The organism is Comamonas sp. 14P8.1.4 (assembly GCF_057799285.1).
The window spans coordinates 240,100-256,728 of record NZ_JBYOKN010000001.1; the positions used below are offsets into that span (position 1 = coordinate 240,100).

The 16,629-nt window shown below is 57.5% G+C and carries 16 protein-coding genes; 12 read left to right on the plus strand and 4 right to left on the minus strand.

Features of this window, described 5'->3' with window-relative positions; translation table 11 throughout:
* Positions 1 to 65 precede the first annotated feature (65 nt).
* The 7 genes from ahcY to AC27VO_RS01190 all read left to right on the plus strand — a co-directional run bounded on the left by ahcY (position 66) and on the right by AC27VO_RS01190 (position 7,516).
* Positions 66 to 1,481: an adenosylhomocysteinase gene (gene ahcY, locus AC27VO_RS01160; protein WP_488664875.1), complete on the plus strand. Its 1,416-nt coding sequence runs from the start codon at positions 66 to 68 to the stop codon at positions 1,479 to 1,481.
* A 137-nt stretch (positions 1,482 to 1,618) separates the two neighbouring features.
* Entirely contained in the window at positions 1,619 to 2,782 is a 1,164-nt protein-coding gene (locus tag AC27VO_RS01165) for a TlyA family RNA methyltransferase (RefSeq protein ID WP_488664876.1), read from the plus strand.
* 131 nt (positions 2,783 to 2,913) lie between these two features.
* Complete coding sequence (gene metF, locus AC27VO_RS01170; protein ID WP_488664877.1) at positions 2,914 to 3,759, plus strand: methylenetetrahydrofolate reductase [NAD(P)H]; 846 nt, start codon at positions 2,914 to 2,916, stop codon at positions 3,757 to 3,759.
* 69 nt (positions 3,760 to 3,828) lie between these two features.
* Positions 3,829 to 4,467: a septal ring lytic transglycosylase RlpA family protein gene (locus AC27VO_RS01175; RefSeq protein ID WP_488664878.1), complete on the plus strand. Its 639-nt coding sequence runs from the start codon at positions 3,829 to 3,831 to the stop codon at positions 4,465 to 4,467.
* A 222-nt stretch (positions 4,468 to 4,689) separates the two neighbouring features.
* The gene (locus tag AC27VO_RS01180) at positions 4,690 to 6,426 is read left to right on the plus strand and encodes a hypothetical protein (RefSeq protein ID WP_488664879.1); all 1,737 of its coding nucleotides are present in this window, start codon (positions 4,690 to 4,692) and stop codon (positions 6,424 to 6,426) included.
* Between the two features lie 83 nt (positions 6,427 to 6,509).
* Positions 6,510 to 6,764, plus strand: a complete 255-nt coding sequence (locus AC27VO_RS01185) for a hypothetical protein (protein ID WP_488664880.1) — start codon at positions 6,510 to 6,512, stop codon at positions 6,762 to 6,764.
* Positions 6,765 to 7,036: 272 nt separating this feature from the next.
* Positions 7,037 to 7,516 (plus strand): type III secretion system chaperone, encoded by a 480-nt coding sequence (locus AC27VO_RS01190; protein WP_488664881.1) that lies wholly within the window; start codon positions 7,037 to 7,039, stop codon positions 7,514 to 7,516.
* Positions 7,517 to 7,579: 63 nt separating this feature from the next.
* Here AC27VO_RS01190 and AC27VO_RS01195 read toward each other — a convergent pair whose 3' ends face one another.
* Positions 7,580 to 8,482: a 23S rRNA (adenine(2030)-N(6))-methyltransferase RlmJ gene (locus tag AC27VO_RS01195; RefSeq protein WP_488664882.1), complete on the minus strand. Its 903-nt coding sequence runs from the start codon at positions 8,480 to 8,482 to the stop codon at positions 7,580 to 7,582.
* Positions 8,483 to 8,812: 330 nt separating this feature from the next.
* Here AC27VO_RS01195 and rplM point away from each other — a divergent pair, with 330 nt between their 5' ends.
* From rplM to mdtD, 4 genes are all read left to right on the plus strand, one after another.
* Entirely contained in the window at positions 8,813 to 9,241 is a 429-nt protein-coding gene (gene rplM, locus AC27VO_RS01200; RefSeq protein ID WP_003059004.1) for a 50S ribosomal protein L13, read from the plus strand.
* Between the two features lie 10 nt (positions 9,242 to 9,251).
* Positions 9,252 to 9,644, plus strand: coding sequence for a 30S ribosomal protein S9 (rpsI, locus tag AC27VO_RS01205; RefSeq protein ID WP_312566312.1), 393 nt, complete (start codon positions 9,252 to 9,254; stop codon positions 9,642 to 9,644).
* Positions 9,645 to 9,882: 238 nt separating this feature from the next.
* A complete protein-coding gene (erpA, locus tag AC27VO_RS01210) occupies positions 9,883 to 10,248 on the plus strand; it encodes an iron-sulfur cluster insertion protein ErpA (protein ID WP_488664883.1) in 366 nt (121 codons plus the stop codon).
* Positions 10,249 to 10,369: 121 nt separating this feature from the next.
* Positions 10,370 to 11,785 carry a multidrug transporter subunit MdtD gene (gene mdtD, locus AC27VO_RS01215; RefSeq protein WP_488664884.1) on the plus strand — a complete coding sequence of 472 codons (1,416 nt, stop codon included), beginning with the start codon at positions 10,370 to 10,372 and terminating at the stop codon, positions 11,783 to 11,785.
* A gap of 27 nt (positions 11,786 to 11,812) precedes the next feature.
* Here the strand turns inward: mdtD and AC27VO_RS01220 are convergent, their stop codons facing one another.
* The gene (locus tag AC27VO_RS01220; RefSeq protein WP_488664885.1) at positions 11,813 to 12,973 is read right to left on the minus strand and encodes an anhydro-N-acetylmuramic acid kinase; all 1,161 of its coding nucleotides are present in this window, start codon (positions 12,971 to 12,973) and stop codon (positions 11,813 to 11,815) included.
* 68 nt (positions 12,974 to 13,041) lie between these two features.
* Positions 13,042 to 14,400, minus strand: coding sequence for a M23 family metallopeptidase (locus tag AC27VO_RS01225; RefSeq protein ID WP_488664886.1), 1,359 nt, complete (start codon positions 14,398 to 14,400; stop codon positions 13,042 to 13,044).
* Positions 14,401 to 14,584: 184 nt separating this feature from the next.
* On the opposite strand from AC27VO_RS01225, the gene tyrS reads away from it, so the two are divergent.
* A complete protein-coding gene (gene tyrS, locus AC27VO_RS01230; RefSeq protein WP_488664887.1) occupies positions 14,585 to 15,817 on the plus strand; it encodes a tyrosine--tRNA ligase in 1,233 nt (410 codons plus the stop codon).
* Positions 15,818 to 15,975: 158 nt separating this feature from the next.
* On the opposite strand, the gene AC27VO_RS01235 is transcribed toward tyrS, so the two are convergent.
* Entirely contained in the window at positions 15,976 to 16,425 is a 450-nt protein-coding gene (locus tag AC27VO_RS01235) for a bacteriohemerythrin (RefSeq protein WP_488664888.1), read from the minus strand.
* Between the last annotated feature and the right edge of the window lie 204 nt (positions 16,426 to 16,629).

Consider the following 16,629-nt stretch of genomic DNA (forward strand, 5'->3'; position numbering starts at 1 on the left):
AGGCCTGTTAGCCCCAAATCCCCCAGAACGTGGTTTTTCAAAGTTGTTTTCCGCACGGAGAAACCATGAGCAATACACAAGACCGCGCCATCACCGATATTTCGTTGGCTGATTGGGGTCGCAAAGAAATCCGCATCGCTGAAACCGAGATGCCTGGCCTGATGGCCATTCGCGAAGAATTCGCTGCTGCACAGCCCCTGAAGGGCGCGCGCATCACCGGTTCGCTGCACATGACCATTCAAACGGCTGTGCTGATCGAGACCCTGAAGGACCTGGGCGCTGACGTGCGCTGGGCTTCTTGCAATATCTTCTCGACCCAAGACCACGCTGCTGCAGCCATCGCTGCGACTGGCACCCCCGTGTTCGCCATCAAGGGCGAATCGCTGAAGGACTACTGGGATTACACCCACGCGATCTTTGAATTCGGCGCTGCTGGCACCGAAAACGAAGGCCCCAACATGATCTTGGATGACGGCGGCGATGCCACCATGCTGATGCACCTGGGCCAAAAGGCCGAGAAGGACATCTCCGTGCTGGCCAACCCCGGTTCCGAAGAAGAAAAGATCGTTTTCGCAGCGATCAAGGCCAAGCTGGCGGTTGACCCTACTTGGTACACCCGCAAGTCCGCCCAAATCATGGGCGTGACCGAAGAAACCACCACCGGTGTGCACCGCCTGAACGAAATGTCTGCCAACGGCAGCCTGCTGTTCCGCGCCATCAATGTGAACGACTCGGTCACCAAGTCCAAGTTTGACAACCTGTACGGCTGCCGCGAATCGCTGGTGGACGGTATCAAGCGCGCCACCGACGTGATGATCGCCGGTAAGGTGGCTTGCGTGGCCGGTTACGGTGACGTGGGCAAGGGCTGTGCCCAAGCCCTGCGCGCCCTGTCGGCCCAAGTGTGGGTGACAGAAGTGGACCCTATCAACGCCCTGCAAGCTGCGATGGAAGGCTACAAGGTTGTGACCATGGAATATGCCGCTGACAAGTGCGACATCTTCGTGACCACCACCGGTAACAAGGACATCATCCGCCACGAGCACATGGTCGCCATGAAGGACCAAGCCATCGTCTGCAACATCGGTCACTTCGACAACGAAATCGACGTCGCGTCGATCGAGAAGTACAAGTGGGAAGAAGTCAAGCCCCAGGTCGACCAGATCGAGTTCCCTGACGGCAAGAAGATCACTTTGCTGGCCAAGGGTCGCTTGGTGAACCTGGGTTGCGCCACTGGCCACCCCTCGTTCGTGATGAGCGCTTCGTTTGCCAACCAGACCATCGCCCAGATCGAGCTGTTCACACGCCCTGAAGCCTACGAAGTGGGCAAGGTCTATGTGTTGCCCAAGATCCTGGACGAAAAGGTGGCGCGCCTGCACCTGAAGAAGGTCGGCGCCATGCTGACTGAACTGACCGATGCACAAGCTGCTTACATCGGTGTGAAGAAGGAAGGCCCTTACAAGCCTGAAACCTACCGCTACTAATCTGGCGGGGCAAAGCCGCAGCAAGGGCTGTGGCTTTGCGACCTCTGGCGCTGGGTGCTATCTATGAAAATAGATAGCTATCGACGCTTGTATACCCAGCGTTGGAGGCCTATTTGAGTAATAAAAGGAACTACGCCATGCGCGCAGATGTATTTTTGGTGGACAACGGACATGCCACCACCCGTTCGCAGGCCCAGCGCCTGATCGCTTCGGGCGTGGAATGGCGTTTGACGCCGTTGGCTCCGTGGAAAAAAGTCGCCAAGAACGGTGACGAAATCCCCGCAGGTGCCGAGCTGAAGCTGCTCGACGATGCCGAAGTCAAATTCATCTCACGTGGTGGTTTGAAACTGGAAGGCGCCTTGAAGGCTACAGGCCTGAAGGTCGATGGTTTGCGTTGTTTGGACGTGGGCCAGAGCACGGGCGGTTTTACCGACTGCTTGCTCAAACACAACGCGGGTCAGGTCATTGGTGTGGACGTGGGCCAAGGCCAGTTGCAAGAAAGCCTGCGCAGCGATGTGCGTGTGATTTGCGTGGAAGGGCTCAATGCCCGTTTCATGACCGCAGAAGCGTTGGAAGACGCCTGCGAAGAAGTGATTTCTGAGCGCTGGGAAGAGGAAGAAGACAACGAAACCCTGCCCCAAGCGCCTTATGCGTGGATGCGCAATGGCGGCCAGGTCGACGAAGAGTACGACGACAGCCGCGACGTTAAAGACAAAGACATCGAAGCCTTCAAGGCCGAGCGCGCCGCCAAGGCCAAGGCCCGTGCCGAAGGCACCATCCCCACTGAGCGCCGCCGCAAGGCTGAGTACGCGGATGTGAACATCACCCCGGAATTTGACTTTGTCACCGGTGATGTGTCCTTCATCTCGCTCACGCTGGTGTTGCCTGCCGTGGTGCGCATGCTCAAGCCCCACGGCCAGCTGCTGATGCTGGTCAAGCCACAGTTTGAGTTGCAGCCCGGCCAAGTCGGCAAGGGCGGCATCGTGCGCGATCCGGCTTTGTTTAAGGAAGTGGAAACCCGCGTGCGCACCTGCCTGGCCGACCTGGGCCTGGAAGTGAAGGGCTGGATGGATTCGGCCATTGAAGGCGGCGACGGCAACCACGAGTTCTTTGTGCACGCCGTGCAAGGCACCGTCATCAAGAACGCGGGCGAGCCCTTGCCAGATATGCCAGCCACGCCTGCGGCCAAGCGTGTCTCGCGCACCGTGCTGCGTGAGCTCAAGCGCATCGACGTGATTGACGACGAAGAAGACGGCTACAACGTGCCGGGCCCTGCGCGCCCCAAGCGCAAGACCAAGTAACCCGCAGGCGCTGTGGTGCACGGTGGTGTGCGGCAGTGCTCTGGGTGCCGGGATGATTGATTGCGGGGCACATGCCCGCCCCGCAGTGACAACAGACAGCCTGCCGGGAGGGCAGGCGAGGAGTGACGAACGTGGCCAACGCAGCAAACAGCAGCTTCCCCATCAGCTTTGAGTTTTTCCCCACCAAAACGCCTGAAGGTGCGGCCAAGCACGTGCAAGTGCGTAAGGATTTGTATGCGCGCCAGCCCGAGTTTTGCTCGGTCACCTATGGTGCGGGCGGTTCTACCCAGGCGGGCACTTTCAGCATGGTGCGCGACATCCAGGCCGAAGGTATGCAGGCTGCCTGCCACTTTTCCTGCATTGGGGCTACCAGCGCCAAGGTGCGCGCAGAGCTGCAAGAACTCAAAGACATGGGCGTCAAGCGCCTGGTGGCACTGCGTGGCGATCTGCCAAGTGGCTATGGCTTGGGTGGTGAATTCCAGTACGCCAGCGACCTGGTGGCCTTCATCCGCAAGGAGTTTGGTGACTGGTTCCACATCGAGGTTGCGGCCTATCCGGAGACCCATCCCCAGGCCAAATCACCCGATGCTGACCTGAAAGCTTTTGCTACAAAAATACAAGCTGGAGCCCATGGTGGCATCACGCAATATTTCTACAATGCGGACGCGTATTGCCGTTTTGTTGAAGGGATTCAAGCACTTGGCGTGCAGGCTCCGGTGGTTCCAGGTATCATGCCAATCCTTAATTCCTCTCAACTCATGCGCTTTTCCGATGCGACAGGCGCTGAGATTCCCCGGTGGATCCGCCTGCGCCTGCAGGCCTACGGGGACGATGTGACCTCGATTCGCGCCTTCGGCATGGATGTGGTCACACGCTTGTGCGAGCAGTTGCGTGACCAAGGCGCACCCGGCTTGCACTTTTATACGATGAACCAGAGCGCTGCCACGCTGGAGCTGTGCGACCGACTGGGCCTGTAAGGGTCTGAGCGGAACTCGCTGGCCTTCAAGTGGTGCTTCCCATGCGCTCACCGTTAGAAGGGTCAGACCATGCAAGCACGTGGGTGCCAGCCTGTTTCCGTCAGTGCGTCTTTATTTTCTTCGGCACGCCGTCGTGCCTTGCCCGCAGCTTCGGTGCTGCTGGCTGCTGTATTAACGGCCTGCGCGCCTTTGCCGCCAACGGCAGAGAGCGCCACCGCCACCACGGGGGATGCGCCCCCCAGCGCCAAGCTGGGTGCGCGGGCAGGTTCTGAGCTGCTGGCCAAAATGGCGCCACCGCCCCTGCGTGCCGATCGCCACAAAGACCCGGCCAAGGCGCTGCAAGAGCATTTGTACGATCTGGAGTTGCCCGAAGTTGACCAGCAAGGCATTGCCTCCTGGTACGGCCCTGGCTTTCATGGCCGCAAGACCGCCAATGGCGAGCGTTTCAACCAGTATGAGCTGACAGCAGCGCACCGGACCTACGAGTTTGGTACGCAACTGTGCGTGCGCAGCAAGGTGACAGGGCAGTCGGTGGTGGTGCGCGTGAACGATCGTGGCCCCTTCGTGAAAAACCGCGTGATTGACCTGAGCAAGGCAGCCGCCGAAGAAATTGGCATGCTGGGCCGTGGTGTGAAATCGGTCGAGATCTACAAGCTCGACAAAGGCGAGGACGAGTGCCCCGAAGTTTTGCTGCAAGCGCAAAACTAAAGCTCAAGCGGAGCGGCGTATTAAATAAAAGAGGAGCTGTCAGCGCTCATCGAATAAGGGTTTCAGATGCTTTTTGCACTGAAACCCTTTGTTTTTTGTGCTTGCTGCTTCTTTGTGAAAGATGCATTGGAACGATGGAAGGTCATTTGTGACTAAAGAAAAAATTCTGCATTGGGGTGCAGATGTTAGTCATGGCATTAATGAAAGATCCGAGGGGTATCTGTGATGGTGGGAAATATTCAATCCAGCTCGATAAATCTGTCTTCCGACTTTGGCTCTAAAGCCTTATCCAATGAGAAATTGAAGGCTGCTCCTGCGGGTGCTGGACGCGTGAATGGGCAGGTGCATCAAACGGCAATTCCGTTGTCAAAAAACGTGGGGTTGGGGTCACGCATTGCTAATGCACTAGTGCCCAATGGTTGGCGTACAGAAAAAAAAGCCTACGCTGCGCTAGAAAAAACGCATGAAAACACAGCGCAGTTGTTGGCGGCGCTCCAGCAAGGTGTCTGTACTGATGTTCCTGGCCTGGGGGCGCTGCTGCTGCAAACGACGTCAGATTTGGCGCCGCTACAAGATGCTGGGCATCAGCCTGATGACGTATGTAAAGCACAATTGGATGTGCACTTGCGGAAGTTGGACTTGGATACTTTGCAATCAATCGCGAAAAGTGTGAAACAAGGCATTGCCGATGTGCCCGGGGATGAGGGAAAAAGCGTGCTCCGCATCGTGCAAAACAGCGTTCACCAGTCAATATTGAGGATGAGCCCATCCAATGTTCAGCAAGAAATGCTGAGGGTGAGCATTTCCGATGTGCTGCAAGAAATTCGAGATGGTGACTTTTCACGACCTCAAAAGGCTGCGGAAAAAATGGAGCTGTTTTTGCAGAGCGTCGCCATTTTGAAGGGCGCAGATGTCGAAAATATCTCGGTGGATGCGCTTAAAAACCGAGTGACGGAGATGGACAGCAGAACGCTGTTGAGCTTTGGCGCAACCTTGGATCAGTTTTTGCCAGAACTTGCAGGGCATTTGTCTGATGACGGTATTGCTGAATTAGTTGGGCTTTCTCACCATGCGCATCATGAACAAATGGGCCGTTTAGAGAAATTTGTCGCTGAAAAAAATGAAGTATTGCAAGCGGCTTATGCGCCAGTGGCTGCTGCGATTCAAGAGGGAGCGGATGTTCCTAAAGCGTTGGATGCATGTCTCTCTAATATCACTGCCGCACTGAAAGAAAAGAACCTAGAGGGGAGTAGTCGCGCGGTTAAAGCAGCGATTGTGATGGAGGTTCTTAAGAAAGTTGTGGATATGGGGTTGAGCGATAGCGGATCACCAGCGATCACGGAAAATGACGTCGCCGCGCTGTGGAAAGCGATGCCTAGACAAAAGCAAGAGCAATGGAGTGCTGGCAGCGTGTATTCACTGGTCGATGTGAAAAGTAAGGCATCGCAGGAAATTCAGAAGCTTGCAGCCAGCACGGAGAAAGAAATTAATAAAGCACAAGAGCCATATAAAGAGGCGCTTGGGAAACTTCTTAACGGTATGTCGCCGCCTTCCTCAAAGAACGGTGAGGTTATTAATTCGCCTCGCATCAGTGCTGATGAAATTACTTCGCTTGCGTATGAGTGTGCGCTGAAGTTTTTGCAGATGAAAGACGCGTTCAGCGCCTTGGGTATTCAGGCCGATGATGCGGACACAACGACAAAACTTAATCGTCAGGCGATAGAGCAAACGTTGACCCAATTTACGCATAAAGAACAGTTAGCGCTCAGGGCAGTCCTTGCAGGGGAGGCGAATCAAGCCCTGATGGCTGAATTAGAGGAGAAGCGAACAGCCTTGATTGATGAGAATGCGGCGGGCGATCGACCAGAATCAGGTGCGAAGGGCATGCGTTATTTGCAAAGCTACCAAGTGCTGGAAGGTTTGTGCAAAGTGCTGCGGGTGGATATCACGCCACCCTAGGTGTCGTCGGCACAGCTAGCAAGTGCCAAGTGATATGCGCGCAGGGGGCTGGCCTACCTCAGGGTATCGAGTGGAATGACTTGTTGAAAGACGAAAGTCGAGATTATTTGAATGCATTGATTCAATACCTCGACTTGCAGTCGATGACTTCAGATAGCGTGAATTTTTTGAAGGTTTTGGTTGAATACAAAAAAGTGAAATCATTGGATGATGCCAAAACATTTATTCACACAACGGTTGATTTGAGCGAAGCACGAAGTCATCAGGCAATCCGTGCCAATAGCAGCCCAGAGGCTCAAGAACTTAATAAATTTCTTCTGAGAGGATCCAGCGAGTGATGGAGAGGCGTTCTCGGGGGGGGAAGTTATTTGAACGTACAAGGGGTGCATCTACTCAGCTTTATGCACTGCTGCATGGAAAGGAAACATCTTTTGACGTGGTGAATTTTGAGGACGGGGTGCCGGAAATCGCTGTGGGAAAACTCAACGGCCTGTTTCAAGACCCCAGTAGTAATTGGTTGAAAATTTTTTAAAAAGTTAAAACTTTCTTGAAGGTGTGATCGTCTTCGCACCAATCCGCACATGCGGACATTATTCATGGATGTAAATATATGCAGGTACAGCAGTTAATCGAACAATTCGCACGAGAACAAAATATTGCGGGGTTTGCGTTGAATGAGTATGGCTGTGCAGCTTTGCAAGTGAAGCAAGGGTACACGCTGAATTTTGAGTGGAATGAATCGCGTGCGCTCTTGCATCTTTATGCCACCTTAGGGTTTGTGCCTGCTAGTGATAAAGAACGGGTTTATCGTCAGTTGCTGGAGGCTAATTTGTACGGTATTGGTTCGGGCGGTGCTGTATTGGCTCTTGATGGTAGTCAAGAGAGCATGGTGCTGTGCCAATGGCTAGATATCGAAGGCCGCAATGCACGTACTTTGGCGGATGTGATTGAGCAGTTTCTTGACGCTGTCGACCACTGGCTAGAACGAATTCAAATGGGTAGCCTGGGTGCATACGCCACGCAAGAAGGTAGTCGGAGTTGGGGGGGGATGTTGCCAAATCTCAGTTCGAACACTCTATGGCAGGCATGATGTTGCGAGCCTGAAGCGAAGAAATACGAGCGCTAGCAGCTCCTTTTTTTAGGGGCGAATGGCTTACTCGCCAAACTCCAGCGTGTGCGTGGCGTTTTTGTCCTGCGCCAGCAGCTTTTCAATCTGCGGCAGGGCTTCCTTGAGGGCCGCACGCAGGGTGAAGGGCGGGTTGATCAGGAACATGCCGCTGGCCGGCAGGCCGGGGCGCTTGCCTTCGGTGGTATTGCCCCAGTCATTGACTTCGCTGCGGATCTTGCTGCCCTTGACGGTCAGCGACGCGTGCAGCCAGCCCCGGCCAGCCTTGGTGGCCAAGGTTTTCAGGCGTTTGGGCAGGTCGTGTGCATCCTGGCGCGGAATGATGGGGTACCACACGGCGTAGGTGCCGGTGGGGAAGCGCACCAGGGCGTCTTCGATCATCGTCAGCACACGGCCGTAATCGGTTTTCATTTCGTAGCTGGGGTCGCACAGCAAAAAGCCCCGGCGTGAAGGTGGGGGCAAGAAGCGTTTGACGCCATTGAAGCCGTCTTCCATCAATGTTTCCACCTGCTTGCCAGCTTCCAGCTGGGCCATATTGCCGTCCAGCGAGCGCCAATCGTTGGGGTGCAACTCGAACAAGCGCAGCTTGTCTTGCGGGCGCAGCAGGCTTTGTGTGATGAAGGGAGAGCCGGGGTAGGTCTTGACGCCCTTGCCCTGGTTGACGCTGCGCACGGCCTGCAAATAGGCGCGCAAGGCGGGTGCCAGTTGTTCTTCGGGGGTGTCGAGCAGGCGCTCAATGCCGTCCTTGGACTCGCCGCTGGTGTTGGCGAAGTCGCCATCCAGGCGGTACAGGCCCGCACCAGCGTGGGTGTCGATCACGCTGATGGCCGTGTCTTTTTGCGCCATGTGTTGCAGGGCTGCGATCAAAACGGTGTGCTTGAGCACATCGGCGTGGTTACCGGCGTGAAAACCGTGGCGGTAGCTGAACATAGGTGTGAATTCTTCTCGGTTCGTGCGGCAGTCTGCGCTGCAGCGGGGCGGCGGCCCAGGGCCGCAAGATGGTGCCAGTGTGCGGGGATTGCCGTTTGTGCGGGTAAATCCACACCCACATCAGGTGCTGATGGCGCTATTGGACGCTATTTCGTATAATGGCGGGCTTCGCAGCGATTTTATGGCCCCGCGGCGAAGTACTGAAGCCCGGGTATTTTGCTTGTGCTTTGGTAATTCCCGCCTAAGAGGCTTCCTAGTTCAGCAATGAATTTAAGAAGAAGCACCGACCGCGGAAAAGGGCCTTCCAAACCTTCTTGAAAGAGAAATCTCATGTCTACATTCAGCGCAAAGCCCGCTGAGGTGCAACACGAGTGGTTTGTGATTGACGCCACCGATAAGGTGCTCGGACGTGTCGCCAGCGAAGTGGCACTCCGTCTGCGCGGCAAGCACAAGGCAATCTACACACCTCACGTTGACACCGGCGACTACATCGTCATCATCAACGCCTCCAAGCTCAAGGTCACTGGCACCAAGAACCTGGACAAGGTGTACTACCGTCACTCCGGTTTCCCCGGCGGCATCACTGCCACCAACTTCCGCGACCTGCAGGCTAAGTTCCCTGGCCGTGCGCTCGAGAAGGCCGTTAAGGGCATGCTGCCCAAGGGTCCTCTGGGCTACGCCATGATCAAGAAGCTGAAGGTGTACGGCGGTGCTGAGCACCCCCATACCGCACAGCAGCCTAAGGCTCTGGAAATCTAAGGAGACCTCAATGATTGGTGATTGGAACAACGGTACAGGCCGTCGCAAGTCTAGCGTCGCTCGTGTATTCCTGAAGAAGGGCTCCGGCAAGATCACTGTGAATGGCAAAGACATTCAACAGTATTTCGGCCGCGAAACCTCCATCATGATCGCTAAGCAGCCTCTGGTGCTGACTGGCAATGTCGAAGCTTTCGACGTGCTGGTTAACGTCCATGGCGGCGGCGAATCCGGCCAAGCTGGTGCGGTTCGTCACGGCGTGACACGTGCGCTGATTGACTATGACGCAGCCCTGAAGCCTGCACTGAGCCAAGCTGGCTTCGTGACTCGCGACGCTCGTGAAGTCGAGCGTAAGAAGGTTGGTCTGCGTGGTGCTCGTCGCGCCAAGCAGTTCTCGAAGCGTTAATTCGTTTCAGACCTTGCTGGAAGGTGGTTGCTCTGGCAACTGCCTTCCCACAAAAAAGCCGCTGCTGCCTTTGGGCGTGGCGGCTTTTTTGTGGGCGCTTCGGAGCACCAGCAGACCCTGTGGCTGCCAGGGTAATGCCCCCACTGGGACTGTCGTCAAAGCCAGGGCTTGCTTAATTCCTGAGCAAACTGCAGTACCATTGCCGCCGATTTTCAGAAGAATTCTCGGAGTAATCCCCATGAGCGCCGTTGCAGAAAATACCACCACCGAAATGCCAGAACCCATCCTCTTTACGGACAGTGCCGCTGCCAAGGTGGCGGATCTGATTGCAGAGGAAGGCAACCCAGACCTGAAGCTGCGCGTGTTTGTGCAAGGCGGCGGCTGCTCGGGCTTTCAGTACGGCTTTACCTTCGACGAAATCACCAACGATGACGACACCACCATGACCAAGAATGGTGTCTCGCTGCTGATCGATGCCATGAGCTACCAATACCTGCTGGGCGCCGAGATCGACTACAAGGAAGATCTGCAGGGTGCACAGTTTGTGATCAAGAACCCCAACGCCACCACCACCTGTGGCTGTGGCTCCAGCTTCTCGGTGTGAGAGCGCTGTTGGTCCTTGCATTGCCCTTCACAAAAAAGCCGCTGTTCATCAGCGGCTTTTTTGTGTCTAAATTGGCCTCAAGCGCTTATCTGGCAAGCGCTGCTAGCTATCAAATATCGCTATGAGTGCATCTTCCCCATCGAGCTCTATGGCGCAGGAGCGTTTGCTGTGGCTGGTCGCCATTGGTTTTTTCATGCAAAGCTTGGATGCCACCATCCTCAACACCGCTTTGCCCAGCATGGCTGCTTCGCTGGGAGAGAGTCCGCTGCACATGCAGTCGGTGGTGGTGTCGTATGCCTTGACGACTGCCATGCTGATTCCGGCCACAGGCTGGGTGGCTGACCGCTTTGGCACGCGCCGCATTTATACGGCAGCCATGGCCTTGTTTGTGTTGGGCTCAGTGCTGTGCGCGCTGGCCCCTAGCCTGCAGTTTCTGGTGATGGCGCGTGTGGTGCAGGGCGTGGGTGGGGCGATGATGCTGCCCGTGGGGCGTCTGGCGGTGTTGCGTGCGTACCCGCGTGATGCCTTTATTCGCGCGATGAGCTTTATTGCCATTCCGGGGCAGATTGGGCCGCTGATGGGGCCTGCGCTGGGTGGTTGGCTGGTGGAGTATGCCTCGTGGCACTGGATCTTTTGGATTAACGTGCCGATCGGGATTGTGGGGGTCTGGGCGGCATGGCGCTGGATGCCGCGCAACGACCAGCAGCCCAAGCGCGCATTTGACGGCGTGGGCTTTGCATTGCTGGCGTTCGGCATGGTGGGGGTCTCGCTGGCGCTGGATGGCTTGTCGGCTGTGGGCATGGGGCATGCCTTGGTGACCGTGCTGCTGGTGTTTGGCATGGCCAGCCTGGCGGCGTACTGGATGCATGCGCTGCGTAGCCCCGCACCGCTGTTTGCGCCGGCTTTGTTTGGTGTGCGTTCGCTGCGCGTGGGCTTGTTGGGCAATCTGTTTGCGCGGCTGGGTAGCGGTGCAGCACCATTTCTGGTGCCTTTGGTGTTGCAGGTGGGCTTGGGTCTGTCGCCTTTTCACGCGGGCAGCATGATGCTGGCCACTGTGGCTGGGAGCATGCTGGTCAAGCGCATGGCGGTGCGGACGGTGCTGTGCTTTGGCTACAAGCGGGTGCTGCAGGTGAATTCGGTCTTGCTGGGCATCATGATTGCGAGCCTGGGTCTGTTGAGCCGTGAGCAGTCACAGTGGCTGATCATGGCGCAGCTGTTTGTGTTTGGCTGCATCAACTCGATGCAGTTCTCGGCCATGAACTCGGTCACGCTCAAAGATATGGAAGGTGAATTCGCCAGCAGTGGCAACAGCTTGCTGTCCATGGTGCAGATGCTGGCCATGAGCATGGGAGTGGCGGTGGCTGGTGCTGTGCTGACAGGGTTTGCCGATATGTGGCACGAGCGAGAGGGCTACCGATTGCTGGCGCTGCAGGCCACATTTGTCACGGTGGGGGTCATGACGCTGGCTGCCACCTTGGTGTTCAGCCAGCTCGATGGTGATGAACGGGTGCAGCCTGCACCCGATACGCACGACTGAGAACTGCTGCGGGCGCAGCAGTCGGCCTTAGGCCGGATAAATGGCACCCAGCACGCGTGGGCCTGCGGCACCGGTTACGGCCGGCCGGTTGCCTGGCAGGCCATGCATGCACTGGCGGGCCAGCCAGGCAAAGGCGGCGGCTTCCACTTGCAGGGGGGGGAGGCCACGTGCTGCGGTGCTGAGTACCTGAGTGTTGGGCAGCAAGGCCTGTAATTGGCGCATCAACTCGGTGTTCAGTGCGCCGCCACCGCAGACCAGCAGGTTGTCACTGTGGGGCGCGTGCTTGCGCACGGCATCTGCACAGCTGTGCGCAGTGAAGGCGGTGAGCGTGGCCTGCACATCTTGCGCACAAGGGGCTTGGCTGAGGCTTTGTAGCTGCTGCTGCAACCATGCCGGATTGAACAGGTCGCGCCCTGTGCTTTTGGGTGGGGGCTGCTGCAAGAAAGGTTCTGCCAGCAACTGCTGCAGCAAAGGCGGGTGCACGGTGCCGCCTGCCGCCCATTGACCTTCGTTGTCATAGGCGGCGCCCGTGTGCTGCAGGCACCACCAGTCCATCAAGGCATTGCCAGGCCCGCAATCGAAGCCAATGACCCCCGTGTGGGGATCTGCCAGGGCCGGCAAGACGCTGATGTTGGCAATGCCGCCGATATTGAGCACAGCGGTGGCGCGATCGCTGCGCCCAAACGCGCCGAGGTGAAAGGCGGGCACCAGTGGAGCTCCCTGGCCCCCTGCCGCAACATCACGGCTGCGCAGGTCGGCCACCACGCTGATACCTGAGCGTTCGGCCAGCAGGGCGGGGTTTTGCAGTTGCAGGGTGTAGCCGGTGCCATCGTGCAGCTGTGGTTGGTGGCGCACCGTTTGGCCGTGGGCGCCGATGGCGCGCACTTGCTGTGGCTGGGTGCCGCTGCGTTGAAGCAGCTGCTGTACCACTTCTGCGTAAGCGCGGCTAACGGCATTGCCCGCCAGTGCAGCGCGGTGCAGTTCATTCACCCCTTGGGGGCTGTTCAAGGCCAGCAGCTCTTGGCGCAGCTCGGTCGGAAAGGGGTGTGTGGCATAAGCCCGGACCTGCATCTGCTGGGCCGTATCCCAGTGCACAAGCACCCCATCCACGCCATCGAGCGAGGTGCCGGACATCAGGCCGATGTACAGCTCGGCAGCATCACAGGAAGGGGTAAGGGTGGTGGGCATAGGCGCAAGTCAAGCAGGCGAAGAAAAAGGGCCTCGATTGCTCGAGGCCCTTCGAAGGGTAGCACGGCTTATTGTGCGCTGGCCTGACGAATCAGGTCGGCAGAAGCCAGTTGCATGTGCATGAATTCGGCATGCTTGGCGAACTGCTGGCGCACCTTCTCGGAGATTTCATTGGCCTGGTTCTTGGCAATGACAGTCTGCGGATCTTGGTGCGAGCCATTCACGCGGAATTCAAAGTGCAGGTGGGGGCCGGTAGACCAGCCGGTCGTACCGACGGCACCAATGAACTGACCCTGCTCCAGGGACTGGCCCTTTTTGACGTCGATGCGGCTCAGGTGGGCGTAAACGGTGACGTGACTGGTGTTGGAGTGCTTCACAAAGATCACGTTGCCAAAACCGTTTTGCCAGCCTGCAAACTCGACCACGCCATCACCCACGGTACGCACCTTGGTGCCTGTGGGGGCCGCAAAATCGGTGCCCAGGTGCTTGCGCCATGTGTTGTGGATGGGGTGCTTGCGCATGGCAAAACCGCTGCTGATGCGCGAGAACTCAACGGGCGAGTTCAGGTAGGCGCGGCGCAGGCTGGAGCCATCCATGGCGTAGTAAGAACCGCGCTTGCCAGATTCCTGGAACCACATGGCCTGGTGCAACTTGTCGCGGTTCTGGAATTCAGCGGCTAGCACGCGGCCGGCACGCAGGAATTCGCCATCGGCTTCCAGCGTCTCGTAGATCAGCGAGAAGCGATCGCCTTTTTGCAGGCGGTGGAAATTCACATCCTCAAAGATGTCCGCAATCTGTGTAGCCACCGAGTCCGGCAGGCCAGCTGCATCGGTGGCAGCAAACAAGGTGCTGTGGATGGTGCCGCCCGCCAGGCGGGTGTTGACCGACAGTGGGGCGCTGGAAGTGGCTGCGACAAACTGACCATCTGCCTTGCGCTCCAGCACCAGGCGCTGGAAATCCTGGCTGTTTTCATCCTGCACCCAGCGCACGGTCAGCTTGCGCAGCTGGTGGTCGTTACTGGCTTCTGCAGAAATCAGGCGGCCGCTGCGGCTGAAGATGTGCTGGCGCGCCAGATCATTGCTGCGCAAGAATGCAGAGGCGCTGGGGTCAGCAATGCCCAGGCGCTGCAGCAGCGATTCAGGGGTGTCACTGGCGCGGCTGTAGTCCGTGCGGAACAGCGAAAAGTTATTTTGGTCCGTCAGGTCGGCCAAGGTACTGCCATCCACCAGCGAGGGAATGGTTTGGGTGAGCGTGCGGACGGGCAGGTCGGCAGGATCAGGTCCCAAAGAGGCCACGGCGAATGCACCGCCGCCAGCGGTGAGCATCAGGGCTGCAATGGCGGCAGTCAGGCGCTTCGGGTGACGCTGGATGGACTGTGCCAGCTGTGCGAGCAAAGCACTGCCGGCAGAAACTAGTTTGTGAGTCAAAACATGGGTTCCCGGGAAGTGTGCGTACCCTGAAGACAGAAAGGCATGTGAGGCATGGGGCACGCGATCTGTCAGCATAGTGGCCATTGCGCGGTATGTAAATGGCTTGCCGACTAGAATTCATCACTGCAATCGAGCCCCAAGTATACCGGGGAGGCCAACCCCAGCGCTGGAAAAAACCCTTATGAATCAAAATGCTGTTACAACATACCCAGTCACTGAGGCTGTAAGACAAGCGCTTGAAATCACGTTGCGTGGCGTCGATGAATTGTTGCCACAAGCGGATTGGACGCAGAAACTGGCCAAATCGGCGGCCACAGGCGTTCCGTTGCGCATTAAGCTGGGTCTGGACCCTACGGCACCCGATATCCACCTGGGTCACACCGTAGTGCTGAACAAAATGCGCCAGCTGCAGGACCTGGGCCATACCGTGATCTTCCTGATTGGTGACTTCACGACGCTGATTGGTGACCCATCAGGTCGCAACAGCACCCGCCCACCATTGACGGCTGAGCAGATCAAGCTCAACGCTGAAACGTATTACACCCAGGCCGCCAAGGTGCTGGACCCGGCCAAGACCGAGGTGCGTTACAACAGCGAATGGTGCGACCAGCTGGGCGCGCGCGGCATGATCCAGCTGTCGGCCAAGTACACCGTGGCCCGCATGATGGAGCGTAACGACTTCCACACGCGCTTTACCGAAGGCAGCTCGATCAGCTTGCACGAGTTTCTGTACCCGCTGCTGCAGGGTTACGACTCGGTGGCGCTCAAGGCCGACCTGGAACTGGGCGGTACCGACCAGAAGTTCAACCTGATGATGGGTCGCCATCTGCAGGCTGAATACGGTCAAGAGCAGCAGTGTGTACTCACAATGCCCTTGCTAGTGGGGCTGGACGGTGTGCACAAGATGTCCAAGTCCAAGAACAACTACATCGGTATTACCGAAGACCCCAACACCATGTTTGCCAAGGTGCTGTCGATTTCGGACGACCTGATGTGGGACTGGTACACCTTGCTGTCGTTCAAGAGCATGGCGGAGATCAACGCGCTCAAGGCCGAGATCGAGGCCGGCGGCAACCCCAAGCACGCCAAGGTGGCACTGGCCAAGGAAATCACCGCGCGCTTTCACAGTGCAGAAGCGGCCGAGGCCGCAGAGCAGGATTTCAACAACCGCGCCAAGGGTGGCATTCCTGATGACATTCCCGAAGTGAGCCTGACTGGCGCACCACTGGGCATTGGTGCGCTGCTCAAGCAAGCCAACCTGGCACCCTCGGGCAGCGAAGCCAACCGCCTGATCGACGGCGGCGGCGTGCGCATCGACGGCACGGTGATCAGCGACAAGGGCTTGAAGGTTGAAGCCGGTACCTTTGTGTTGCAAGTGGGCAAGCGCAAGTTTGCCCGTGTGACGCTGGGCTAAGCAGCAGCGCCCTCGGCACCCCAGGCTGCAGTCCTTTGCAAGGGCTGCAGCTTTTTTATGGGTCTCTAAAAAGTGAGCTGCATGCGCTGATGGTTGAATGATTTTGGTGTGTTTTGTGTCAGATCTGTTTGTTTGACCTGCGCAAGGTGCTCTCTTTTTTATGCAGTGTGCGGCAAAGCGGCTGCGCTGCCGCTTGCTGCAGGGCTTGCCATGGCGGCTTGCAGGAACGGGACATAGGCGCGGTCTTCTTCCAGGATGTGGTGCAGCAGCCAGTCTTTGAGAAAGTCCATCGCTTCGAGATCCACGTCTTCTCCGTCTTCAAAGCGCATCAGCCAGTCCATGGCTTTGGTGGTGAACTGGGCATGCTCGGCCGTATGTTCCGCGGTCTGCGGGTAGCCATAGCGCTGGAACATCACCTCTTCCTCAATGAAATGGTTGTGGGTGTAGTCCACCAGGCCCTCCAGCACCTGGGCGATGACGGCGCGCTCCGGGATGGGGTCGTTGACCACTTCATGCAGGGTGTTGATCAGGTGCACCAGGGTCTGGTGCTGCGCGTCAATGTGGGGAATGTCCAGCATGAGCGCGCTGGACCACGGCATAAAGGTCATGAACGTTCCTTTCTGGTGGGTGAGTGAATGGCGTTACAGCATGCAGAAAGGGCCGCCGGTCTCCAATGGGGACGCGCAGCGGTTGCTGGTGATGTCTGATCAAAATCAAACCCGGCAAAGGGAGGTGTCGTGTGCTGCCCACGGCAGCGGATGCGCGGTCTTGCTTGGCAGACCCGCAGAGCGCGGGATAATCACCCGCTGTAG

Coding starts and splice junctions, on each gene's coding strand:
- ahcY (WP_488664875.1), top strand. CDS start 66: ATGAGCAATACACAAGACCGCGCCATCACCGATATTTCGTTGGCTGAT.
- AC27VO_RS01165 (WP_488664876.1), top strand. CDS start 1,619: ATGCGCGCAGATGTATTTTTGGTGGACAACGGACATGCCACCACCCGT.
- AC27VO_RS01175 (WP_488664878.1), top strand. CDS start 3,829: ATGCAAGCACGTGGGTGCCAGCCTGTTTCCGTCAGTGCGTCTTTATTT.
- AC27VO_RS01190 (WP_488664881.1), top strand. CDS start 7,037: ATGCAGGTACAGCAGTTAATCGAACAATTCGCACGAGAACAAAATATT.
- AC27VO_RS01195 (WP_488664882.1), bottom strand. CDS start 8,482: ATGTTCAGCTACCGCCACGGTTTTCACGCCGGTAACCACGCCGATGTG.
- rplM (WP_003059004.1), top strand. CDS start 8,813: ATGTCTACATTCAGCGCAAAGCCCGCTGAGGTGCAACACGAGTGGTTT.
- rpsI (WP_312566312.1), top strand. CDS start 9,252: ATGATTGGTGATTGGAACAACGGTACAGGCCGTCGCAAGTCTAGCGTC.
- erpA (WP_488664883.1), top strand. CDS start 9,883: ATGAGCGCCGTTGCAGAAAATACCACCACCGAAATGCCAGAACCCATC.
- mdtD (WP_488664884.1), top strand. CDS start 10,370: ATGAGTGCATCTTCCCCATCGAGCTCTATGGCGCAGGAGCGTTTGCTG.
- AC27VO_RS01220 (WP_488664885.1), bottom strand. CDS start 12,973: ATGCCCACCACCCTTACCCCTTCCTGTGATGCTGCCGAGCTGTACATC.
- tyrS (WP_488664887.1), top strand. CDS start 14,585: ATGAATCAAAATGCTGTTACAACATACCCAGTCACTGAGGCTGTAAGA.
- AC27VO_RS01235 (WP_488664888.1), bottom strand. CDS start 16,425: ATGACCTTTATGCCGTGGTCCAGCGCGCTCATGCTGGACATTCCCCAC.